Annotated in this window: 21 protein-coding genes and 1 pseudogene; 2 read left to right on the top strand and 20 right to left on the bottom strand. The window is 65.5% G+C overall.

Going from position 1 to position 21640, the window contains the following annotated elements:
• Positions 1-186: 186 nt before the first annotated feature.
• The 20 genes and pseudogenes from tsf to rpsP form a co-directional block, all read right to left on the bottom strand.
• Entirely contained in the window at positions 187-1056 is an 870-nt protein-coding gene (gene tsf, locus HMPREF1316_RS06980; protein WP_021726212.1) for a translation elongation factor Ts, read from the bottom strand.
• A gap of 40 nt (positions 1057-1096) precedes the next feature.
• Entirely contained in the window at positions 1097-1888 is a 792-nt protein-coding gene (gene rpsB, locus HMPREF1316_RS06975) for a 30S ribosomal protein S2 (protein ID WP_021726113.1), read from the bottom strand.
• Positions 1889-2098: 210 nt separating this feature from the next.
• Positions 2099-3025 carry a tyrosine recombinase XerC gene (locus HMPREF1316_RS06970; RefSeq protein ID WP_040651759.1) on the bottom strand — a complete coding sequence of 309 codons (927 nt, stop codon included), beginning with the start codon at positions 3023-3025 and terminating at the stop codon, positions 2099-2101.
• 17 nt (positions 3026-3042) lie between these two features.
• Positions 3043-4373, bottom strand: a pseudogene (gene trmFO, locus HMPREF1316_RS06965) (methylenetetrahydrofolate--tRNA-(uracil(54)-C(5))-methyltransferase (FADH(2)-oxidizing) TrmFO).
• On the bottom strand, positions 4352-5314 hold the full coding sequence (locus HMPREF1316_RS06960; protein ID WP_021726045.1) for a DNA-processing protein DprA: 963 nt from the start codon (positions 5312-5314) through the stop codon (positions 4352-4354). The pseudogene trmFO and the gene HMPREF1316_RS06960 overlap by 22 nt, the downstream one beginning before the upstream one ends.
• Positions 5307-6809, bottom strand: coding sequence for a YifB family Mg chelatase-like AAA ATPase (locus HMPREF1316_RS06955; protein ID WP_021726264.1), 1503 nt, complete (start codon positions 6807-6809; stop codon positions 5307-5309). Before HMPREF1316_RS06955 ends, HMPREF1316_RS06960 begins: the two co-directional genes overlap by 8 nt.
• Complete coding sequence (locus HMPREF1316_RS13740; RefSeq protein ID WP_021726100.1) at positions 6809-7375, bottom strand: YraN family protein; 567 nt, start codon at positions 7373-7375, stop codon at positions 6809-6811. The genes HMPREF1316_RS06955 and HMPREF1316_RS13740 overlap by 1 nt, the downstream gene beginning before the upstream one ends.
• 180 nt (positions 7376-7555) lie before the next feature.
• Positions 7556-8341, bottom strand: a complete 786-nt coding sequence (locus tag HMPREF1316_RS06945; protein WP_021726025.1) for a ribonuclease HII — start codon at positions 8339-8341, stop codon at positions 7556-7558.
• Between the two features lie 55 nt (positions 8342-8396).
• Positions 8397-8738 carry a 50S ribosomal protein L19 gene (gene rplS / locus HMPREF1316_RS06940; protein ID WP_021726065.1) on the bottom strand — a complete coding sequence of 114 codons (342 nt, stop codon included), beginning with the start codon at positions 8736-8738 and terminating at the stop codon, positions 8397-8399.
• A 429-nt stretch (positions 8739-9167) separates the two neighbouring features.
• On the bottom strand, positions 9168-9302 hold the full coding sequence (locus HMPREF1316_RS14885) for a hypothetical protein (protein ID WP_021726225.1): 135 nt from the start codon (positions 9300-9302) through the stop codon (positions 9168-9170).
• Between the two features lie 52 nt (positions 9303-9354).
• Positions 9355-10410, bottom strand: a complete 1056-nt coding sequence (locus tag HMPREF1316_RS06935) for a deoxyguanosinetriphosphate triphosphohydrolase (RefSeq protein ID WP_021726163.1) — start codon at positions 10408-10410, stop codon at positions 9355-9357.
• A 78-nt stretch (positions 10411-10488) separates the two neighbouring features.
• Positions 10489-13254, bottom strand: coding sequence for a pyruvate, phosphate dikinase (ppdK, locus tag HMPREF1316_RS06930; protein ID WP_021726112.1), 2766 nt, complete (start codon positions 13252-13254; stop codon positions 10489-10491).
• Between the two features lie 190 nt (positions 13255-13444).
• Positions 13445-13852 (bottom strand): kinase/pyrophosphorylase, encoded by a 408-nt coding sequence (locus tag HMPREF1316_RS06925; RefSeq protein ID WP_021726223.1) that lies wholly within the window; start codon positions 13850-13852, stop codon positions 13445-13447.
• Between the two features lie 45 nt (positions 13853-13897).
• The gene (glyS, locus tag HMPREF1316_RS06920) at positions 13898-15997 is read right to left on the bottom strand and encodes a glycine--tRNA ligase subunit beta (protein ID WP_021726200.1); all 2100 of its coding nucleotides are present in this window, start codon (positions 15995-15997) and stop codon (positions 13898-13900) included.
• Positions 15998-16909 carry a glycine--tRNA ligase subunit alpha gene (locus HMPREF1316_RS06915; RefSeq protein WP_021726136.1) on the bottom strand — a complete coding sequence of 304 codons (912 nt, stop codon included), beginning with the start codon at positions 16907-16909 and terminating at the stop codon, positions 15998-16000.
• 22 nt (positions 16910-16931) lie between these two features.
• A complete protein-coding gene (lepB, locus tag HMPREF1316_RS06910; protein WP_021726064.1) occupies positions 16932-17507 on the bottom strand; it encodes a signal peptidase I in 576 nt (191 codons plus the stop codon).
• A 13-nt stretch (positions 17508-17520) separates the two neighbouring features.
• Positions 17521-18252, bottom strand: coding sequence for a tRNA (guanosine(37)-N1)-methyltransferase TrmD (gene trmD, locus HMPREF1316_RS06905; RefSeq protein WP_021726020.1), 732 nt, complete (start codon positions 18250-18252; stop codon positions 17521-17523).
• Entirely contained in the window at positions 18249-18770 is a 522-nt protein-coding gene (locus HMPREF1316_RS06900) for a ribosome maturation factor RimM (protein WP_040651673.1), read from the bottom strand. The genes trmD and HMPREF1316_RS06900 overlap by 4 nt, the downstream gene beginning before the upstream one ends.
• A 3-nt stretch (positions 18771-18773) precedes the next feature.
• On the bottom strand, positions 18774-19049 hold the full coding sequence (locus tag HMPREF1316_RS06895; RefSeq protein ID WP_040651756.1) for a KH domain-containing protein: 276 nt from the start codon (positions 19047-19049) through the stop codon (positions 18774-18776).
• Between the two features lie 32 nt (positions 19050-19081).
• Positions 19082-19387 carry a 30S ribosomal protein S16 gene (gene rpsP, locus HMPREF1316_RS06890; protein ID WP_021726258.1) on the bottom strand — a complete coding sequence of 102 codons (306 nt, stop codon included), beginning with the start codon at positions 19385-19387 and terminating at the stop codon, positions 19082-19084.
• A gap of 278 nt (positions 19388-19665) precedes the next feature.
• Here rpsP and HMPREF1316_RS06885 point away from each other — a divergent pair, with 278 nt between their 5' ends.
• Both HMPREF1316_RS06885 and HMPREF1316_RS06880 read left to right on the top strand, forming a co-directional pair.
• The gene (locus tag HMPREF1316_RS06885) at positions 19666-20346 is read left to right on the top strand and encodes a response regulator transcription factor (RefSeq protein ID WP_021726117.1); all 681 of its coding nucleotides are present in this window, start codon (positions 19666-19668) and stop codon (positions 20344-20346) included.
• 30 nt (positions 20347-20376) lie between these two features.
• Positions 20377-21639: a sensor histidine kinase gene (locus HMPREF1316_RS06880; protein ID WP_021726156.1), complete on the top strand. Its 1263-nt coding sequence runs from the start codon at positions 20377-20379 to the stop codon at positions 21637-21639.
• Position 21640: the final 1 nt, after the last annotated feature.

Below are 21640 nucleotides of genomic sequence, written 5' to 3'. Positions count from 1 at the left end.
ATACCTGTATCCAGACACTACCCACCTCCGATGCGCGCAGGGACGTTGCATACGCCCGAACCAATCGCATTGATTCTACCAGAGGTGTCCTATGTGCCCTGCTCCGTTTTACCGGTAGGCAGAGCCTACAAGAACGAGGGGGCCGACATCCGTCGGCCCCCTCCACGAGGTGAGGTGTGCGACGCCCTACGCGCCGAAGGCGAAGCGGACGAAGGACTCGATGGTGATGGTGTCGCCGCAGGCCTTGCCGACCTTCCCAGCCAGCTCGGAGATCGTCACGGAGCCATCCTTGATGAACTCCTGCTCGGTGAGGACGACCTCCTTGTAGAACTTCTCGAGCTTGCCGGTGGCGATCCTCTCCTGGATGGCCTCGGGCTTGCCGGAGTCGGCGGCCTGGGCCATGTAGATGGACTTCTCGTGCTCGATGGTCTCGGCAGGCACGTCCTCGCGCTTTGCGGCGACGGGGGCGGCGGCTGCCACCTGCATCGCGACGTCATGCGCAAAGGCCTTGAACTCGTCGTTGGAAGCCGTGGCCTCGCTGCCGAAGGAGAAGGCGACGATGTCGGCGAGCTTGCCGCCGAGGTGGGTGTAGGACGCGAGGGCACCCTGCTCCTGCTCGATGCGCTGGAAGCGGGCGACCTTCATGTTCTCGCCAATGACGTGGATCATCTCGGTGAGCTCGTCGGAGACGGTGCCGTCGCCCATCCTGCAGGCGAGCAGCGCATCGACGTCCGTGGGATCCTCGTTGGCAACGACCTCGGCAAGCTGGGTCGCAAAGCCAGTGAACTTGGGATTGGTGCCCACGAAGTCAGTCTCGCAGGTGAGCTCGAGGAGGGCGCCTTTGGTGCCATCCTCCGAGACGTACGCGGCGATGGTCCCCTCGTTGGTGTCGCGGCCAGCACGCTTGACGGCCTTGGCGACCCCCATCCTGCGCAGGACGTCAACGGCCGCCTCGAGGTCGCCATCGGCTTCGACGAGGGCCTTCTTGCACTCCATCATGGGGGAGTCGGTCATCTCACGAAGCTGCTTGACCTGGGCAGCGGTGATCTTTGCCATAAGGGCCTCCTTGATCGGGAACGAAGTGGGTAGGTGAGGGCTACTCGGCCGCGGGGGTTTCGGAAGCGACGACTTCGGGAACGGCGGCGTGGGTCTCCACGGCAGGGGTGGTGGCGCCGGCGGCCATCTCCTCGGCGCTGATCTGCTCCTTGCCGGAGCCGGCCAGCACGGCGTCGGCCACGAGCTCGCACATGAGGTTCACGGAGCGGATGGCATCATCGTTGGCGGGGATGCCGTAGTCGACCACGTCGGGGTCGGAGTTGGTGTCGAGCAGCGAGATGACGGGGATGTGCAGGCGGTTGGCCTCGCGGATGGCGATCTCCTCGCGCTTGGAGTCGACCACGAAGAGCGCTTGGGGCAGGGCCTTGAGGTCGCGCACGCCGCCGAGGTTGCGCTGGAGCTTCTCGAGCTCCTTGGTGAGCATGGCCTGCTCCTTCTTGCCCCGCAGCGCCATGCGGCCGTCCTCGACCATGGCCTCGAGCTCCTCCATGCGATCGATGCGGGATCGCATGGTCACGAAGTTGGTGAGCATGCCGCCGAGCCAGCGCTGGTTGATGTAGGGCATGCCGCAGCGCTCAGCCTGCGTGGCGATGGGCTCCTGGGCCTGCTTCTTGGTGCCCACGAAGAGCACGCGCCCACCCTTGGCGGCGGTCTCCTTGAGGAAGGTGTACGCCTTGTCCGCATCCATGACGGTCTGCTTGAGGTCGAGGATGTAGATGCCGTTGCGCTCGCCGAAGATGTACGGGCGCATCTTGGGGTTCCAGCGACGCGTCTGGTGGCCGTAGTGGCAGCCAGCCTCGAGCAGGGTGCGGATGTTGATCTTGACAGCCATGTGCCTACCTCCGTTGGTTGTGCCTCCGCGTGGTGTCGACCCCGGAACATCCACCCAAGTCATGGCTTGTGAGCCTGGGCACCATGGACACCGAGTAGTCACGCGTGCGAATTGATGCCGTGCGGACGCACGACAGTCCAGCATTGTACCAGCAACCAGCAGCGTGTGCCAGCTTCGATGCGGGCACACACAACCTGCGCCATCCCTGGGCTACTCCGCTCGCGGATGCGCCTGCCGCGCGGCATCCTTGAGGCGCTCGATCGAGAGGTGCGTGTAGATCTGCGTCGTGGAGAGGCTGGCATGCCCCAAGAGCTCCTGCACGCTCCTGAGGTCTGCGCCGCCGCCCAGAAGCTCCGTCGCAAAGCTGTGGCGGAGGGAGTGCGGCGTCACGCTGGCGTCCAGCCCCGCCTCCCTGACCCGTCGCTCGAAGGCGTCGCGCAGCGCGTCGGCGCTCATGGCGTTGCCCCGCGTGGAGACGAAGAGGGCGTCGGTTCGCCGTCCCTTGGCATGTGAGAGCAGCTCCTGGCGCGCGCCCGCGACATAGGCGGAAAGCCGCCCCATGATCCCCTGATACAGAGGGACGATGCGCTCCTTGGAGCCCTTGCCAAAGAGGTGCAGCTGCGCTTGGGAGGCATCGATGTCCCCCACCGTCAGATGCGCCGCCTCGGCGATGCGCGCCCCGCTGGCATACAGCAGCTCTATGAGGAGCGCATCGCGCCCGCCGGCGGCATCGCCACCGCAGGCATCCAGCAGCCGGGTCACGTCCCCGTCGGAGACCGTATGGGGCAGACGTTGGGCGGCTTTGGGTCCCATCAGGGCATCAGCGGCCCCATTCGCGACAAGGCCCTCGCGCTCGAGCCACGAGAAGAACGACCGCACACTCGAAAGGTGGCGGTTGATGGTCTTGGTGGCATAGCCGGCACGTGAGAGCTCGCCAAGGTACCCCCTAAGGTCACGATGGGAGAGCGTGGCGAGCCCGAGACCCCTCCTGTGCAGCCATGCCCCAAATGCCGTGAGGTCACTGGCATAGGCACGCACCGTGTGGGGAGACAGCCTGCGGACGCGCGTCAGAAACGAGACGAAGCCATCCCGCAGGCGTGCGAACTCGTCGGTGGGGGCCAGCACTGGCTCGCGCATGGAGGTCGAGGCGACCATCAGAAGGTCCCGAAGAGGTCGGGACGCGAGGCAAGGAACGCCAGGAGGTCCCTGGTGGCGCGGTCGGCATAGGCCCGGTAGCGTGCGCGCTTCTTGAGGTGAGGGCCCTCAAGGGGCGGCACGAGGCCAAAGTTGACGTGCATGGGCTGATAGGGATCCGTGGCCGGGTTGGTGGCATAGGCGACGAGCGACCCGAGCGCCGACGTCACGGGCAGTGCGGGACGCTCGAGCCCCTTGAGGTCGGCATAGGTGTTCAGGGCGGCAAACAGCCCCGACGCGATGGCCTCGGTGTAGCCCTCCGTGCCCGTGATCTGCCCCGCAAGGCGCACCGTCGTGCCGGGGATCGCAAAGCTCCCGTCCAGCGCACGGGGCGAGTCCACGAAGGAGTTGCGATGCATGACGCCATAGCGGAAGAACTCGGCGTGCCCAAGCCCGGGGATGAGGCGAAAGACGCGCCGCTGCTCGCCCCATGTGAGGTTGGTCTGGAAGCCAACGAGGTTATAGGCCGTGCGCCCCCTGTTCTCAGCCCTTAGTTGGACGGCCGCCCAGGGACGCCTGCCGCTGCGTGGATCCAAAAGCCCCACCGGCTTGAGGGCACCGAAGCGCAGCGCGTCACGACCGGTGCGGGCGACCTCCTCCACGGGCTGACAGGCACTGAAGAGGTCCCCCTGCTCGAAGTCCCTCAGGATCGTACGCTTGGCCCCAAGCAGCTCGTCATAGAAGCGATCATACTCGCCCCTGTCCATGGGGCAGTTGAGATAGTCGCCCGCACCGGCGTCCTCATAGCGCGACTGTACGAAGGCCACGCCTCGATCTATGGACTCCGCGTCCACGATGGGGGCGGCGGCATCAAAGAACGAGAGGGACGTCGTGCCCAGGCGACGGCAGAGCGCATCGAAGAGCGCCTGCGAGCACAGGGGCCCTGCCGCGATGACGCAGGGGCCATCCGGGACGACGATGGCCTCGCGGCGCTCGACCTCGATGAGCTCATGCGCACTGATGGCCTGGGTCACGAGGGACGAGAAGCGTACCCTGTCCACCGCCAGGGCCCCACCAGCCGGGACGCTCGCTGCGTCCGCCAGCCCAATGAGCGTCGACCCCATCGCCCCGAGCTCCTCCTTGAGGAGGCCCGCGGCACTGTCATGCCTCAGGGACTTGAAGGAGTTTGAGCACACGAGCTCGGCAAAGTCCGAGGTGTGATGGGCGGGTGCCACGGCATTGGGGCGCTGCTCGACAAGCGTCACGGGCACCCCCGCCCGGCGAGCGCAAGGGCGCACTCGCTCCCCGCGAGTCCGCCGCCTATGACCGTCACCCTCCTATCGTCTGACATGACGCTCCCCCTCCGCCGTCCTGTGCCAGCTCGTCTCCATGTCGTCTGACCATTCTATCGTGTGCAAGGTAGGCCGACTCCGTCAGGCTGAACCGTCCGTCCGGAAGACGCCGCACCATGCCCTTGCTCTCATAGTCGGCGAGCGCACCGAGTATGCCAACGACGCTCTCCCCCAAAAAGCGCGCGAGGTCATCGGCCCGTGTCGGCTCGGAGATGAGCGCGGACACGATGCGCCCCTCCGTCCTCGGCACGCCCTCGCGTACCATGCGCAGCACCCCGTAGTCCAGCGAGATGCGCTGCTCGAGGTCCATCTCGGAGGGGATGATGTACGCACCGTCCGCTATGAGCTGGTTGGCCCCCATGGATTCCGGCGAGAAGATGCTGCCTGGTATCACGTAGAGGTCACGCCCCATCTGCGCGGCCGCCATGGCCGTGGAGAACGTCCCCGAGTGACGTCCCGCCTCACAGATGACCGTGCTCTGTGAGAGCGCGGCGATGATGGGGTTGCGGCGTGGAAAGGTGTAGCGCTTGGGCGGCGCCCCCCAGGGTTCGAGAGAAATGACGGCACCATACGTTCTGGCGCGCGCGAACACGTCCTCGGAGGAGCGCGGGTAGACCTTGTCGGCACCGGTACCGCTCACCACGATCGTCGTGCCTCCCGCGTCGAGGGCCGCGCGCGCCGAGGCCGCATCGCATCCCAGCGCACCTCCGGAGACGAGCGTGATGCCACTCTCGGCAGCGACCCTGCCGGCCAGCCGTGCGGCAGCGAGGCCATAGGGCGTCGCGCGGCGGGCACCGATGACCGAGAGGCAGCTGTTCGTGAGGGTCGACCGGTCACCCATCCCATAGATGATGTCCGGGGGCTGCTCCAGGGACTCCAGGGATGGGGGCCACCCCTCCTCTCCCCTCCTGAGCTCCCACCGTTCCCCTCCATCAGGCATCTTGCCCTCCCTCCGCACGGTTCCTGTAGCCACTGGCCTCAAGCACATGCTCGCGCCTCACATGCTCGCTCTGCTCGACGTCGGCGATGGTCCTGGCCACACGAGCCATCTTCACGATCGAACGTGCTCCGAGTGCGAGTCGCGACGAGATGCCCTCGAGACAGGTGGCGGCGCGGGTGTCGAAGAGCAACGAGTGAGGCAAGGCGTCAGACGCATCCGTCTCGTGCGGGCGATGGGACGCGAACTCCCGGGCTCCCATGACCTGCTGGCACATCGTGTGGGAGTCCATGCCCGCCTCCGCGCCGATGACCGTCTGCGACGCCGGCCGCATGACGTCCACGCGCATGTCGATGCGATCCATGAGGGGGCCGCCGATTCTGCCCTGGTAGCGTTGTACCTGTGCGGGCGTGCAGCGACAGTCGTGCGCCGGGTCGCCCAGGTAGCCGCAGGGACAGGGGTTGGAGGCGGCCACAAGCTGAAAGTCGCAGGGGAAGCGATACACGCCATCCACCCGTACGATGCGCACCTCCTTGTCCTCCATGGGCTGTCGGAGCGTCTGAAGGACGTTCGTCGCAAATTCCGGCAGCTCGTCCAGGAACAGGACGCCCTTGTGAGCGAGGGACACCTCGCCTGGAAGGACGGGCCTCCCGCCGCCCACCAAGCCACCTGCGGAGACGGAGTGGTGGGGCGCACGGAAGGGCCGCACGCCACGCATGGCGTCGTCCAAGGGCTGGCCCGCCACAGAGGTCACCAGACATACCTCCTCCAGCTCTGGCTCCGTGAGGCTGGGCAGGATGGTGGGCAGCCTCCGCGCAAGCATCGTCTTGCCCGAGCCCGGTGGCCCCACCATGAGAATCCCATGCCCACCTGCGGCGGCAATGGTAAGCGCGCGCTTCGCAGACTCCTGCCCGAACACGTTCGCGAAGTCGAGACCCTCCGTCCCATCGTCCTGCTCCCCTCCCGCAAGGCCATGGGGTACCTCCCCGTCGAGCGTCGAGACGCCCTCCCTGAGGTCCGCCAGCGAGCCAATCGCCAGAATCGCATGGGTCGACGCGCCCGCATGGAGCGCGTCGCGCGCACACGCGAGCGACGCGCCCAGACGATGTGCCAGATGCTGGTAGGCCACGGCGCCACGCGTGAGGGAGACCTCTCCCGCAAGGCCCAGCTCGCCCACGAGCAAACAACCGTCGAGACCCGCCAGGGGGATCTGCCCCGAGAGTGCCAGAATGCCTACCGCAATGGGCAGGTCAAAGGCGGTCCCGCTCTTACGCATCTCGGCGGGAGCGAGGTTCACGGTATAGTGCATGCGCGGGAGCTTGTAGCCGGCCGCCTTGATGGCGCAGCGAACGCGCGCCGCAACCTCCATGGTGCTCGTGCCCGTCATGCCGACGATGGTGATGCCCGGAATGCCACCGGATGATGCCACTTCGACGGAGATGGGAAGCGCCTCGATGCCCCTCAGACAGGCCGAGGCGACCGTGATCGTGCCCACCATCAGAGGTCACACACGAAGGCACCGCTGAGATGGCGCACGGTGGCGTCCCTTGCCGCCCTGACCTTGATGGCGATGACGTCAAAGCGCACGAGGCTCTCGTCCGGGTTCTCGACGAGATACTCCAGGGCGATCTTGCGATAGCGCTCCTGCTTGCGCTTGTCGACCGCGATCTCGGGCATGACGTCATCGCCCTCTGAGTCAGCCAGGCGCGTCTTTACCTCCACCATCACGACGCAGCGCCCCTGCCGGGCGACGATGTCCGCCTCGCCTCCGCGATTGCGCATGTTGCGTTCGAGCACATGGTAGCCACGTTGCTTGAGGTACAGCTCCGCCAGGTCCTCGCCGAGCGTGCCCAGCTGCCTTGTGGTCATCTTTCGTGGATCGCCATCGGCCCCCCTCGTGCCGAGCTCGAGCGCCATGGTCCAGGCATGCATGCCCCCATGCCGCGAATCCTCATCGAATCCGTCATCAAACGCATAGTCCTCGAAGGAGTCATCCTCCCACTCGGACGGTTCGACGCCGCCACGCCCGAAGACCGTGCGCGGCCCCCCTCTCCCATCTGCCATGCCTGCTCCTTCCCGTGATGGACGAGCGAGCACTGAGCATGACAGGCATAGCTGGCAGAGATGCCTGCAGAAGCTGCAGGCATCTGCTGACATGGGCATGCCTGTGTCAGATGTACCGAGGAAGGCCACCTACAGGGCGGCGCCAGAAGGGGACAAGGGAAGCACGCGCGAACGGCCCCCTCAGAAGAGGGAGTGTGTCTCCAAGAAGTTCCCACAGAACGAGACGCGATGGATGGGCGTGAGCCCATGGTCACGGATGGCCTGGATGTGCTCCGCAGAGCCATAGCCCTTGCAGGCGGCAAGGTGATAGGCCGGATACTCCCCGTCGTACTCCACCATGAGGGCGTCACGCGTGACCTTGGCCACGATGGACGCGGCCGAGATGCAGGCAATACGTGCATCCCCCCTCACGAGCGTCCTCTCGCGGGGGTGCACATGCACGGGATTTCCATCGATGAGCACGCAGTCGGGATCGACACCGGCATCCTCGATGGCGCCGGACATCGCCATCCGCAGCGCCTGGGGCATGCCCACGGCATCGATGGAGGCAGGCTCGACGTGACAGATGCCGATGGCACAGGCCACCCGGCGAATCCTGTCGGCCAGCCCGGCGCGACGGGCGGGCGCCAGCCGCTTGGAGTCGTTGATGCCCCATACCCTGGGGTCAGGGGGAAGGGCTACCGCACACACCGTCAACGGCCCCGCAAGGGCACCGCGTCCCACCTCGTCCACACCGAGCACGAGGCCATCGCCGCCCATCTCGCCCATGAGGGCGTACATCCCCTCCACGCGCTCGCGCTGCGCCTGCTCGCGCCCGCGGCGGCGGCAGGCGACCTCGACGGCATGCCGCACCTGACGACGGGGATCATGCCCATAGCGCTCGATGAGGTCATCAAGCTCCTCGAGGGGGGCGCCAGCAAGCAGGCCGGCGACCTCCTTGGCCGTTGCGGCATGCGACGCGCCCATTCGCTCCCCCTCCCAAAAAGACCGCCCCGCAGCCGCGGGGCGGCACCGCTGGCTCCTAGCGCCTCTCGCGGATGCGCGCCGCCTTGCCGACGCGGTCACGCAGGTAGTAGAGCTTGGCACGATGGACGTCCCCATGGCGCACGACCTCGAGCTGGGCGATCTTGGGACTGTGGAGGGGGAAGGTGCGCTCGACGCCGACGCCGAAGGAGATCTTGCGGACGGTGAGGGTCTCGCGGGAGGAGTCGCCGCTCATGCTGATGACGTCGCCCTGGAAGACCTGCTCGCGCTCGCGGTCGCCTTCCTTGATGCGGTAATGCACCTTGACGTTGTCACCGACGCGAACCGGCGGGATGTCCTCGCGGATCTGCTGGCGCTCGATGGCGCGGATGTAGTCCATGGTTACCTCGTCTCTAGAGGTGCCGTCGTCCCGTGAGCGGCACGTAGGCTTACACACGGCGAGTCATTATATGGCATGCGCCCCGTCGGGGCAAGGAGGTCCAGGTTCCCTTCCCGCGCTTGGGCACAAAGCGACCACAATGGCCGGGCGCGAGCTATGCCTGGGCGAGCCCCCAGCCGATGGTGCGCTCGCGCATGCCCACGGAGTCGCGGTAGATCCCCTCCTTGCGCATGTCTGGGGTCGACCGAACTCGATGTCGCTCTCGATGGTGTCATCGAAGAGGTAGACGTCCTTGAAGACCATGGAGAAGCTGGAGAGCAGGGCGTCCACCTTCCAGTCGCGCACGTCGTGCGCACACACATGACGGTGGCGACAAACAGGCCGCAGCGCGGGTCAGTCACGGCGAGCATCCGTAGATGGCACCGGTGGTCACGCCCGCCGACGTGACGGTGCCGCGCATCGAGACACCGGAGAGGCCCCCTCGAGAAAGGCGGAGCGGGCGGAGTCGAGTATGGCCGCACGGGTGCCGCCAGCTGGGCCGTCCGTGGCCTCGACGTCGTCCATGGATCCCCCTTCCGATTGCCCCCCAGGGCACCTCATCGCGGCGTTCCCCAGCTCAGCCGCCAGGGCGCTGGTCGGACAGGCTCCAGGCCTTGGGCACGTTGAGCTGCTCGTAGAGCCGGATGGCGTAGCGGTCGGTCATGCTGCTCACGTAGTCTGCCGCCTGGACGTCCACGGAGTCCTCCTCGTGAGAGCGATACTCGGCCGGCATTTCGTATGGATGGCATACGAAGTGCGCAAACAGCTCCTCCACAAGATGCGCCGCCTTGGGCTCCTCCCGCTTGGCCTCACCACGGGAGTACAGGTTCTGGAACAGGAAGCCCCTCATCCTCATCATGGCATCCCACACCACATCGGACATGGCGATCTCGCTGCGCTGGGCACTCGCGTCGACCGCGTCGTGCACCATGGTCTCTATGCGCTCGGACGAGCTTGACCCCAGGATGTTGCGCAGATCCACGGGAAGCGACTCCTCGCTCAGGATGCCGGCACGCTTGGCGTCATCCATGTCGTGGGTCACATAGGCCATGCGATCCGCCCGGGCGACCACCTGGCCCTCGAGCGTGTGGGCCGCCGTTCCTTGGTTGTGGTTGACGATGCCATCTATGACCTCTCGGGTGAGATTGAGGCCGCGACCATCCTTCTCCAGCAAGCAGACGATGCGGGCGCTCTGCTCATTGTGATGGAAGAGCCGTGGATCATCAGGGCCGCAGTGCAGCCTGCGTGCCATGGCGCGCTGGAGCGCCCGCTCGCCGCAGTGCCCGAAGGGCGTGTGCCCCAGGTCATGACCAAGCGCTATGGCCTCCGTGAGGTCGACGTTGAGCCCCAGGGGGAGCGCGATGGCGCAGGCGATCTGGGCGACCTCGAGGGTATGCGTCAGGCGTGTGCGATAGTGATCCCCCTCTGGCGCCAGGAAGACCTGCGTCTTGTTGGCAAGGCGCCTGAAGCTCTTGCTGTGCAGGATCCTGTCGCGGTCGCACTGGAAACAGGTGCGCAGGGGATCCGGCGTCTCCTCCCGCACGCGGCCGGAGCTCTCGTCGGAATGGCAGGCCCGGGGGCTGAGCAGCTCGTGCTCGCGTCGCTCCAGGGTCTCTCGGTCGATGACGTCCATACATGCCTCCCGCAAAAAGGCAGGGGGAGAGGCCCCAAAAAGCCCCTCCCCCGTCACAACGGCTCAGACCACGTGACCCTAGGCGAGCTTCCGGGGCCCGCCGTTGGAGCGAATCTTGGCCTGGGCGCCCGCAAGTCGTGCGATGGGCACGCGGTAGGGCGAGCAGGACACGTAGTCAAGGCCGATGTCATAGTACATCTGGATGGAGTCGGGGTCACCGCCGGTCTCGCCGCACACGCCGCAGACGATGGTGTCGTTGGCGGCATGGCCACCCTTGACGCCCGTCTCGACCAGCTTTGCGACGCCGGGATCCAGCGTCTCGAACGGGTTGGCCTTGAGGATCTTCTTGGCAAGGTACTGCGGGATGAACGCAGACTCGACATCGTCGCGTGAGAAGCCAAAGGTGGTCTGCGTGAGGTCATTGGTGCCAAAGGAGAAGAAGTCGGCATACCTGCCGATCTCGTCGGCAGTCACGGCAGCGCGCGGAAGCTCGATCATGCAGCCGATGGGAATGGAGAGCTCGACGCCCTCGGCCTCCTCGATGGACCCGACGACCTTCTCGATCTGCTCGCGGACGAGCTTGAGCTCCTCGACGGTGGAGATGAGCGGCACCATGATCTCGGGCTTGGGGTCGAGGCCCAGCTTCCTGAGCTTGGCGGCAGCACCGGCGATGGCGCGAACCTGCATGTCGTTGAGCTCGGGATAGACGATGCCCAGGCGGCAGCCGCGCAGGCCGAGCATGGGGTTGGCCTCCTGGAAGGAGTCCAGGCGGGCGAGACGCTCGCGCATGGCCGCAATCTGGGTCTCATTCTCGCCACGACCCTCAGCATGGGCGATCTCGACGGCGAGCTCGCGCGGGTCATCGAGAAACTCATGCAGGGGCGGGTCGAGGAGGCGGACGATGACGGCCCTGCCGTCCATGGCCTTGAACATGCCCTCGAAGTCGCCGGTCTGCGCCTTGAGGAGCTGACCCAGGGCCTGCTGCTTCTGGCCGTCGGTGTCCGCGAGGATGAAGGACTGGATGATCTGCTTGCGCTCGCCCAAAAACATGTGCTCCGTGCGGTCCAGGCCGATACCCTCGGCGCCGAAGTCCACGGAGAGCTGGGCATCCTCGGGATTGTCGGCATTGGTGCGCACGCCGAAGATGCGGCCGCGGGAGGCATCGTGACGGACGTCATCGGCCCATTCGAGCATGGTCTCGAGGTCACCGGTGAGCTCGGGACGCGTCAGGGGCACCTCGCCCACGATGATGTCGCCCGTGGTGCCATTGATGGAGATGATGTCACCCTCGTGCAGGGTGACGCCCGTGCCGGAGATGGTGACCTCCTTCTTGTCGGCGTCGATCTTGAGCGCCTCGGCACCGCACACGCAGGGGGCACCCATGCCACGGGCGATGACGGCCGCATGGGACGTCTTGCCACCGTGGGAGGTGAGGATGCCCTCGGCGGCGACCATGCCCTTGAGATCGTCGGGCGTGGTCTCCCAGCGCACGAGGATGCAGGGCTTCTCGATGTGCTGGTAGTGAACGGCCGCGTCGGAGGAGAACACCACGGCACCCACGGCGGCACCGGGGCTGGCATTCATGCCCTTGGCCACGACGTCATAGGTGGCCTTGGGGTCGAACTGGGGGTGCAGCAGCTGATCAAGCTGATCGGGGGCGACGCGCAGGATGGCCTGCTCCTTGGAGATGCGACCCTCCTCGACCATCTGCATGGCCACCTTGAGCGCGGAGAGCGCGGTGCGCTTGCCCACGCGGGTCTGCAGCATCCAGAGCTTGCCCTCCTGGATGGTGAACTCGAGATCCATCATGTCCGCGTAGTGGTCCTCGAGGATCTCGAACACGTGATAGAGGTCCCTGCCCGCCTGCTCGAGGCCCTTGACCTTGGGGAGGTCGGAGATGGGCTCGGTATTGCGGATGCCCGCCACGACGTCCTCGCCCTGGGCGTTGACCAAGAAGTCGCCATAGCGCTCGTTGGTGCCGTCTGCGGGGTTGCGTGTGAAGGCGACGCCGGTGGCGGAGGTGTCACCCATGTTGCCGAAGACCATCACCTGCACGTTGACGGCGGTGCCGAGGGAGTCGTCGATCTTGTTCTGCTTGCGGTACAGGACGGCGCGCTCGGTGTTCCAGGAGCCGAAGACGGCCTGCTCGGCGAGGCGCAGCTGCAGCAGGGGATCCTGGGGGAACGAGGCCTGGCCACCCGGCGCGACCTCGGGGTGGGCCTGGGAGTCGACGTTCTTGGCGAAGATGCCCTTGAAGGTCTCCGTGAGGCCCTTGAGGTCCTCGGCCGTGAGGTCGGTGTCGAGCCTGACGCCCCTCTCTGCCTTCTTCTCGTTGATGGCATCCTCGAAGAGCTGGCCGTCGACGCCCATGACGACGTTGGAGAACATCTGGATGAAGCGACGGTAGGAGTCCCACCCGAAGCGCTCGTTGTTGGTCTTCTTGATGAGGCCCAGGACGGACTCATCGTTGAGGCCCAGGTTGAGGACCGTGTCCATCATGCCAGGCATCGAGAACGGCGCACCGGAGCGCACGGAGACGAGCAGCGGGTCGTCCGCGTCGCCGATCTTCTTGCCCATGCGCCGCTCGAGGTTGCGACGGTACTCGTCGATCTCGTCGAGCACGCCCTCGGGCCACACGTTGCCCGCGCTGGAGTAGGCAACGCAGGTCTGGCAGGTGATGGAGAATCCCGGAGGCACGGGAAGGCCGATGTTGGCCATCTCGGCAAGGTTGGCACCCTTGCCACCCGTGATCCACTTGGCCTCATTGACAGTCTTGCCGGCGACCTCGGTCACGTTGTTACCGTTTTCGTCAACGCCGAAACGGTATACGTGCTTCTCAGCCATATAACACCCCTCATCGTCTCTTGGGCGCATGCTCATGCGTCCCCCCTTATGTGAGGAACTGCCCCGGCAAGGCCAGAGGCAGCTCCCGTGTGCCACATTTTATTCTTTCTCAGCCCACATGCCACTCTCCCGTCACATCTCTGGACGGGCGAAATAGGCGGCGGGCGACAACGAGCTCCAGAGAGCCAGCCTACTGGACGGTGGGAGCCTCGTTGTTGGAGCGACGGCCCGCCTGGTACTTGGGTTCGGTGTCCGTAAGCGTCGAGATGATCGTGATGGCAGGTCCCAAGAGGTCGATGCTGGGAACGCCCCTGCCATCAAGCTCGCGGCGTATGTCCCTGCGGAGGTTGCGGTTCACGATCGTGTGAAAGACGGCAACCGGAACACCGGGAACGATGTTGTCATCAAGGAACTTGGCAACCATGTCCACGGTCTTCACGTTGCCCAGCCGAAGAATCTGGATGCAGCCATCGTCAAACTGGTCGGCGGCGGCCTCCACGACACTCGCGGCGGTCTTGCCACGCGCATCGGAGATGACCAGCACGACAGGCGTGGCGTTCTCGTTGGAGCGTGTAGTCTCGAGCGTGTCCTCAGGCATTGGTGAAGCCTCCCAAATTCGTACCCCGGTGTTGCCAGGAACCATCTACCCCTTCGTGCGGGAGAGGAAGCCGATGTCTGCCACATCGGCGAAGACGGCGGCAAAGCGATTGAGCAGGCGCAGTCGGTTCTCCCGTAGCCCAGTGTCCTCGTCCATGACAAGTACGTCATCAAAGAATCGGTCGATGGGCCCTCTTAGTTCCGCAAGTGCTGCACAGGCCTCCCCATAGGCACCCGTGCTCAACGCATTCTTCACATTCCGATCACCCCGTTCGCACGCATCGAGCAGAGCGCGCTCCGCTGAACCGAGCCTGCGGACATCGACGGCGGTGCCCAGGGAGGCATCCGCCAGATGGGCGGCGCGGGTGTAGGCGGTCGCGAGGTCCTCGAAGACCTCGCGGGCACCGTCATGCGCGTCCTGCAGCGCACGCCCACGGGCAAGGAACTCGGCGGGGTCGATGACGTCCACGGCCGAGACGGCATCGATGATGTCGGGGGAGATGCCCTCGTCGCGCGCGATGATGCGCAGGCGGCCCTTGAAGAAGTCGCGCACCCTGCCCGCGGCCTCGGCCTTGTCGAACGAGAGGCCCTGCTCGAGATAGGCATCGAGCGACGTGGAGACGAGCCTTGCGAGCGAGACCGTGGGAAGCTCCCTCAGCAGGGCGACGCACCCGATGGCGGCACGACGCACGGCAAAGGGGTCGGAGGAACCGGTTGGTGCCTCGTCGATGGCAAAGATGCCACAGACGGTGTCGAGCTTGTCGGCAATGGCGACCGCCTTGCCCACGCGGCCGGAAGGCAGCTCGTCACCGGCGAAGCGGGGTCGATAGTGCTCGCGAATGGCGCGCGCGACCTCGTCCGGCTCGCCCTGCGCCCGCGCGTAGTAGCCGCCCATGACCCCCTGCTGGTTTGTGAACTCCACGACGGCCTGGCTGACGAGGTCGGCCTTGGACAGGTGTGCGGCACGGGCGGCGAGGGGGGCATCCTCCGCATGGCCGGCACCCTCCATGACGGCGGGCGCGATGCGCTCCATGCGATGGGTCTTCTGCAGGACGGTGCCCAGCCTCTCCTGGAACGTCACCGTGGAGAGGCGTTCGACGAAGTCCTCGAGCGGATGCTTGAGATCCTCCTCGAAGAAGAACTTGGCGTCGTCGAGGCGGGCGCGCACGACGCGCTCGTTGCCATCGATGACGGTGGAATCCACGGCGGGGTCGGCGTTGGACACGACGACGAACTCACGGGTGAGCATGCCGTTCGCATCATAGAGGGGAAAGTAGCGTTGGTTGGAGAGCATGGAGTCACAGATGATCTCCGGCGGCACATCAAGGAAACCCTCGTCGAAGGTGCCCACAAGCACATGGGGCCACTCGGTGAGGTTGACGACCTCGTCAAAGATGCGCCTGGGCATGTCCACATGGGCGCCACCACGTGCCGCTTCGACCTCGGCGACGCCGGCTCGGATGACCTCGCCACGCTCACGCTCGCCCATGACGTATGCGTCGTGCAGCACGTCCACATAGTGGGCCGCGTCGGGCACGACATGCTCGCCCGGCCCCATCACGCGATGGCCGCGGGTGGTGTTGGAGCTCTCGACTCCTGCATAGCGCACGGGCACGACGTCCGTGCCCAGAAGGCAGCAGATCCACCGAATGGGACGCACGAAGCCCTGATGCTCGTTCCCCCAACGCTGACTGCGGTAGTTGGGCCACTCGAGGGAGGCGATGGCATCCTCGCAGAGCGCGGAGAGCAGGGGTGCCGCGGGCCTCGAGGCCACGCGATGCTCCGCAAACACGTACTCACGCCCGTCATCGTCAACGCGCCTGATGAGGTCGATGGGATCGACGCCCATCTTGCGGGCAAAGCCCTGGGCGGCCTTCGTGGGCGTGCCGTCCTCGGCAAAGGCGATCCGTGTCGCCGGGCCACGGTTGGTCTCGCTGATCTCCTCCGTGGCCGTGGCGACAGCCGCCACCATCACGGTCAGGCGGCGGGGCGTGGAGAGGGTGCTCACCGCACCGTGTGCGAGGCCCGCATCCGTAAGGGCCCCGTCAACCAGCTCACCGAGCTGCCGCTGCGCATGCATGAGCGGGGCGGAGGGCATCTCCTCGCAGCCGATCTCCAGCAGGAGGTCCTTGGTCGTCTCTGCCATCTAGGCCACCTCCCTCGTAGAGGCGGACGCAGGCGTCTTCGACGCCACCTCCGCGAGGTAGGCCTCACAGCATGCCTTGGCCACGGCGCGCACGCGCAGGATGTAGTTGGCACGCTCGGTTGCCGAGATGGCGCCGCGCGAATCGAGCAGGTTGAAGGCGTGACTGCACTTCATGACACAGTCGTAGGCCGGAAGGGGCAGCCTGCGGTCGAGGCAGGCGTGGCACTCGGCCTCGTACTCGTCGAACTTCTCTCGCATGAGCGCGACGTTGGCCACCTCGAAGTTGTAGGTCGAGAACTCGCGCTCGTTCTCGAGGAAGACGTCACCGTACGTCATGGGCGTGCCATCGGGCAGGTGGCTCCACACGATGTCGTAGACGGAGTCGACGCCCTGGGCGTACATGGCGATGCGCTCGAGGCCGTAGGTGACCTCCACGGGCACGGGGTCGACCTCGATGCCGCCCACCTGTTGGAAGTAGGTGAACTGGGTGACCTCCATGCCGTCCATCCACACCTCCCAGCCGAGGCCCCAGGCACCCAGCGTGGGACTCTCCCAGTCGTCCTCCACGAAGCGGACGTCGTGCTCGGCGGGATCGAGGCCGATGGCACGAAGCGATCCCAGGTAGAGGTCCTGGGAGTCGGCCGGGGACGGCTTGAGGATCACCTGGTACTGGTAGTAGTGCTGCATGCGGTTGGGGTTCTCGCCGTAGCGACCGTCGGTGGGGCGGCGGCAGGGCTGCGCGTAGCAGGTGCGCCAGGCATCGGGTCCCAGCGAGCGCAGGAGCGTGGCCGTATGGAAGGTGCCCGCGCCCACCTCGCTGTCGTAGGGCTGCATGACGGTGCAACCCTGCGCGGCCCAATAGTGCTCAAGGGCCAAGATCATATCCTGAAAGGTAAGTGGCTGTACGCTCATGTGCTCGTCCTCTCCCCCTCCGCTAGAGGGTGCGGAGGTCGTCAAAGGGCCAATAGATGAGTATGGCGCGCGATGTCACGCTCGCGATGGGGACGGCACCAAAGTAGCGTGAGTCGAGCGAGTTGGTGCGGTTGTCCCCCATGACCCAGATGCAGCCATCAGGCACCACGTAGGGATAGGAGATGGGACCAGAGAGATTGCTGGCATGCTCCTCCAGCGGCATGGAGGCCCTGCCTTCGGTATAGCTCTCGTCGCATGCCTGATCGTCCACATACACCGTGCCGCCCCTGAGGTCGACCGTCTGGCCCGACATGGCGATGACGCGCTTGATGAGCGTCTCCCCCGAGCCCGCAGGGTCAAGAAACGTGACGACGTCACCCTGACGAGGCGCACCGAAGCGATAGGAGACCTTCTCCCCCACCACACGGTCCCCCAGTTGGATGGTATCGAGCATGGATCCCGAGGGAACATAGAAGACGCCAAGGACGAAGGTGAAGAGCAGCCACATGACGAGCACGGTGCCGCCCACCGTCACCAGCCACCAGAGTGCCCCGCCGTCCGCGGGCGTCTCCGTCTCATGCTGCCTGTCATGCCTCATCCTAGCCCACCCCCTAGGGTGCCGTCCCCACCGATGCCACAAACGCCCGCTCCTCATCCGTGAGGGATGCCCCTTCCAAAAGATCGGGGCGCCAGCGGGCCGTACGTTCGAGGGCACTCCTGCGCCGCCACGCATCCACCGCGCCGTGGTCGCCAGAGAGCAGGACGTCGGGAACGGACATGCCCCTGAACGTGGCGGGGCGCGTGTACTGAGCATACTCGAGGAGCCCCTCCGAGAAGGACTCGTCCTTGGAACTCATCTCGTCACCGAGCGTCCCCGGCAGGAGGCGCACGACGGCATCGATCACCACGAGCGCGGCAAGCTCCCCACCCGTCAGGACAAAGTCCCCCAGGGAGAGCGTCTCGTCCGCCAACGCATAGGCTCGCTCGTCCATGCCCTCATAGCGTCCGCACACAAGGAGGATGCGCTCCTCACATGCGAGCCGCTCGGCACGACGCTCGTCAAAGGCGCGCCCACAGGGGGAAAGGAACACCACATGGGGATGGGATGGGCCCCTGCTCGAGAGATCCTCGACAGCCTCGAAGACCGGCTCGCACTTCATGAGCATGCCCTGGCCACCGCCAAAGGGGGCATCGTCCACCGTGTTGTGACGGTCGTGCGTCCAATCCCTGAGGTCATAGGCCTCGAAGTCGAAGATATGCCGTCTGCGGGCACGCCCCAGTATGGACTCGTTGACATAGGAGTCAAAGACCTGGGGAACCACCGACAGCGCCTCAAGCATCACGAGGCATTCACCTCCACCAGCCCCCTTGGAAGTCGCACCAGCCACCTTCCCTGCTCGTCCTGTCCCATGACGATGTCCCCTACGACGGGCACGAGCACCTCGCCATAGGGTCCGCGCACGGACCACAGGTCGTTTGCGGGCGTCTCGAATACGTCCTCGATGGTGCCCACCACGCCGCGGGCCTCGTCGACAACCTCCCTGCCCATCACGACACGCAGGTCGTCCCGGCCCAGGTCGCCGGGCAGGTCATCCTCACGTGCGAGTAGCGAGCGGCCAACGAGGTGGGAGGCGGCATCCATGTCGGTGACGCCCGAGAGGGAGAGCCTCAGGCGCTCGCCCTGTGCCGCGACGCCCGTGATCACAAGCGTCCGTGGCCCCTTGAGGCGGGGTGGCACGAGCCATACGCGCAGACCCTCATGCAGATGGGGGGAGAGGCTGTGGACAACACCTGCCACGACCTCCCCATCTCTGCCATGCGTCCTGCCAATGCGGGCTATGGTCCAATAACGCGTACGCACAAGCTACCCCCGCACCTCCACCTCGACGGAGGTGCCAACGCGCGATCCGAGCGCCCGCGCCAAGGTCCGTATGGCCTTGATCGTGCGACCACGCCTGCCAATGACACGCCCGGCATCATCCGTGGCGCAGCTGATCTCTATCAGGGAGGAGCCCTCGCCATCCGTGACGTCCAACGAGACGGCCCCCTCGTCCGTCACCAAGCCGCATACGATGTACTCGACAAGGTCGGCCACCTGGTCAGACGGCAGCTCGGAGGATGGGGTCGCGACCCCGGCCATGCCGGATTCGACGCTCTGGTCAGCCACGATGCCTACTCCGCGCTCTTGGCTGCAGCGGCCTTCTTGGAGAGCTTCCGCTTCTTCTCGGGTGCGGGGGCGCCACCTCTCGCGATGTCGATGAGGTGAGAGACGGTGGTGGAGGGCTGGGCGCCCCTGGCAATCCACTCGTCGATCTTCTCGACGTCAAGGTCGACGGTCTTAGGGTCGGTCAGAGGGTCATAGCGACCAACGAGCTCGATGTAGCGACCATCACGCGGCATGCGGCCGTCAGCGACGACAACGCGGTAGTACGGACGCTTCCTGGCGCCATGACGGGAGAGACGGATCTTGACTGCCAACGTAGGACTCCTTCTATCGTGCGGCGCGTCTGCTGGATAGGTGGGGCGCCGCAGTACCACACAAGCAGCTCTACATGATACGTCATGCGCGAACAGGCGCAAGACAGAGTTTGCAAGAACCAGAATTACACACGGGGATGTTCCGCCGTCTTTAAGGTACGTCCCAAGGAAAAGCTATCTACGTGACGTATGGTCATATGTAGCCTTGTCACAAAGAGACTTGTGCTATGAATGAGTACCATGGATTTCAAGTTCCTGATAGACCAAAGGAGGGTCCTATGAACATTCTTGTGGTCGAAGACGAGAAGAATCTTGCCGACGCCATCGTGCACATACTGAAGGACGAGGGGTTCAACACCAAGGCGGCCTATGACGGCGAAGAGGGCCTCAAGGAGGCCGAGACGGGCATGTACGACGCCATCGTCCTTGACGTCATGCTCCCCGTGCTCGACGGCATCGAGATGACCAAGCGACTGCGGGCGGAGGGCAACTCCATCCCCATCCTCATGCTGACCGCCCGCACCACCACCAACGACAAGGTGCGCGGCCTCGACGCCGGCGCCGACGACTACATGACCAAGCCCTTCGAGTCCCCTGAGCTGCTCGCCCGCGTGCGCGCCCTCACCAGGCGCCAGGGCGAGATGGTCATCGACGAGGTCACGTTTGCCGACCTCAAGCTCGAGCTCACGGCGCACGACCTCTCCTGTGGCAACAACAGCGTCCACCTCTCCGGCAAGGAGTTCGCCGTCATGGAGATGCTCATGAGCTCCAATGCGCGCGTCGTCTCCAAGCAGGACCTCCTCACGCACGTGTGGGGCACGAGTGGCGATGCCTCCGAGAACTCCGTCGAGGCCTACATCTCCTTCCTGCGCAAGAAGATCGCGCATCTCAAATCCAAGGTGCAGATCACGACGCTACGCATGCTTGGCTACCGTCTCGAGGACTTCGGCGCAAAATAGCGGCCGGTAGCCAGGCAGCAGAGGGGCACGATGCTCGCATCGCTCAAGAGAAAGCTCGTCATTGCCATGGTGACGCTCGTGGGACTCGTGCTCACGGGCGTCCTGGTTTCTTCGCTCATCACCGTCTACACCTCCTACCAGCGCGCCATCGACCAGGCCCTCGACTGGGCCATGGACTCCCCCCTCGACAACTCCCAGATCGTGGGCGGTGCCGTGGAGGGCGACCAGCGCTTGGGATCGGGCATGCTCGTCATGGGCGTCGAGGTCGCCAGCGATGGCGTGGTGCTGCAGACGTCCAAGCTCCCCCAGTCCATGGATGCGGGCACGCTCGACCAGGTGATTGGCGAGGCACTCTCAAGCGGCACCAACCAGGGCTATCTCTCCGATGCGCAGATCGCATGGAAGTCAAAGGACCTCGGCGACTCGGGCGGCAAGCGCATCGTCATGGTCAACACCTCCGACGTACACTCGGCATGGCGCTATCAGGCCATACGAAACGGCATCGCCTTCGCCCTGGCGCTGGGCGCCGTCATCATCATCGCCTTCTCGTTCGCGGACTGGGCCCTCATACCCGTCAGACAGTCCATGGAACAGCAGCGCCGCTTCGTGGGAGACGCCTCCCACGAGCTCAAGACGCCGCTCGCCGTCATCATCGCCAACACCGAGATCCTCCAGAGATCGCCGGACGTCCCCCAACGGGAGCGACGCTGGATAGAGAGCACGGCCCAGGAATCCCACTTCATGCGTGAGCTCATCGGTGAGCTCCTCCAGCTCGAACGCACGGACGAGGGCATCGACGGGGCCGAGTTCGCCTTCAGGCACGACGACATAGACCTCTCGGAGCTCGTCGAATCGTCTGCCCTGGAGTTTGATGCCGTCGCCTTCGAGAAGGGCTGTGTCATCGATCTCACGAGCACCGACGGCATCCATGTGAGGGGCGACGCCGAATGGCTCGGCCGCGTCGTGAGGATCTTTCTGGACAACGCCTGCAAGTATGCGGCACCCAACACGACGATCGCCGTGACGCTCGCCCCACAGCATCACCACAGGGCATCGGTGGTGCAGCTCAGCGTCACCAATCGTGGCACGCCCATCCCCCCCGAGGACCTGCCCCACATCTTCGACCGCTTCTATCGTGCGGACGCATCGCGCACCAAGGGCGATGGGCCCGGCGGGTTCGGCCTCGGGCTCTCCATCGCCAAGGGTATCGTCGAGGCCCATGGGGGTACGGCAGGCGCAACGAGCACAAGGGAGCAGGGCACGACCTTCACCGTGAGGCTACCGACCATCTAGC

The sequence above is a fragment of the Olsenella profusa F0195 genome (genome assembly GCF_000468755.1).
Lineage (GTDB): Bacteria > Actinomycetota > Coriobacteriia > Coriobacteriales > Atopobiaceae > Olsenella_F > Olsenella_F profusa.
The sequence above is the reverse complement of the archived record's forward strand: the minus strand, read 5'-3'. Positions and strand labels throughout refer to the sequence as shown.

Excerpts from the sequence above, each read along its gene's own strand:
- HMPREF1316_RS14885 (WP_021726225.1), bottom strand. The coding sequence starts at position 9,302 with ATGGACGACGTCGAGGCCACGGACGGCCCAGCTGGCGGCACCCGTGCG.
- HMPREF1316_RS06960 (WP_021726045.1), bottom strand. The coding sequence starts at position 5,314 with ATGCCTGATGGAGGGGAACGGTGGGAGCTCAGGAGGGGAGAGGAGGGG.
- lepB (WP_021726064.1), bottom strand. The coding sequence starts at position 17,507 with ATGAGGCATGACAGGCAGCATGAGACGGAGACGCCCGCGGACGGCGGG.
- tsf (WP_021726212.1), bottom strand. The coding sequence starts at position 1,056 with ATGGCAAAGATCACCGCTGCCCAGGTCAAGCAGCTTCGTGAGATGACC.
- rpsB (WP_021726113.1), bottom strand. The coding sequence starts at position 1,888 with ATGGCTGTCAAGATCAACATCCGCACCCTGCTCGAGGCTGGCTGCCAC.
- HMPREF1316_RS06970 (WP_040651759.1), bottom strand. The coding sequence starts at position 3,025 with ATGCGCGAGCCAGTGCTGGCCCCCACCGACGAGTTCGCACGCCTGCGG.
- HMPREF1316_RS06925 (WP_021726223.1), bottom strand. The coding sequence starts at position 13,852 with ATGCCTGAGGACACGCTCGAGACTACACGCTCCAACGAGAACGCCACG.
- HMPREF1316_RS06895 (WP_040651756.1), bottom strand. The coding sequence starts at position 19,049 with ATGGCCGGGGTCGCGACCCCATCCTCCGAGCTGCCGTCTGACCAGGTG.
- ppdK (WP_021726112.1), bottom strand. The coding sequence starts at position 13,254 with ATGGCTGAGAAGCACGTATACCGTTTCGGCGTTGACGAAAACGGTAAC.
- HMPREF1316_RS06915 (WP_021726136.1), bottom strand. The coding sequence starts at position 16,909 with ATGAGCGTACAGCCACTTACCTTTCAGGATATGATCTTGGCCCTTGAG.
- HMPREF1316_RS06955 (WP_021726264.1), bottom strand. The coding sequence starts at position 6,809 with ATGGTGGGCACGATCACGGTCGCCTCGGCCTGTCTGAGGGGCATCGAG.
- rplS (WP_021726065.1), bottom strand. The coding sequence starts at position 8,738 with ATGGACTACATCCGCGCCATCGAGCGCCAGCAGATCCGCGAGGACATC.
- HMPREF1316_RS06935 (WP_021726163.1), bottom strand. The coding sequence starts at position 10,410 with ATGGACGTCATCGACCGAGAGACCCTGGAGCGACGCGAGCACGAGCTG.
- glyS (WP_021726200.1), bottom strand. The coding sequence starts at position 15,997 with ATGGCAGAGACGACCAAGGACCTCCTGCTGGAGATCGGCTGCGAGGAG.
- HMPREF1316_RS13740 (WP_021726100.1), bottom strand. The coding sequence starts at position 7,375 with ATGGCAGATGGGAGAGGGGGGCCGCGCACGGTCTTCGGGCGTGGCGGC.
- HMPREF1316_RS06885 (WP_021726117.1), top strand. The coding sequence starts at position 19,666 with ATGAACATTCTTGTGGTCGAAGACGAGAAGAATCTTGCCGACGCCATC.
- HMPREF1316_RS06880 (WP_021726156.1), top strand. The coding sequence starts at position 20,377 with ATGCTCGCATCGCTCAAGAGAAAGCTCGTCATTGCCATGGTGACGCTC.
- HMPREF1316_RS06945 (WP_021726025.1), bottom strand. The coding sequence starts at position 8,341 with ATGGGCGCGTCGCATGCCGCAACGGCCAAGGAGGTCGCCGGCCTGCTT.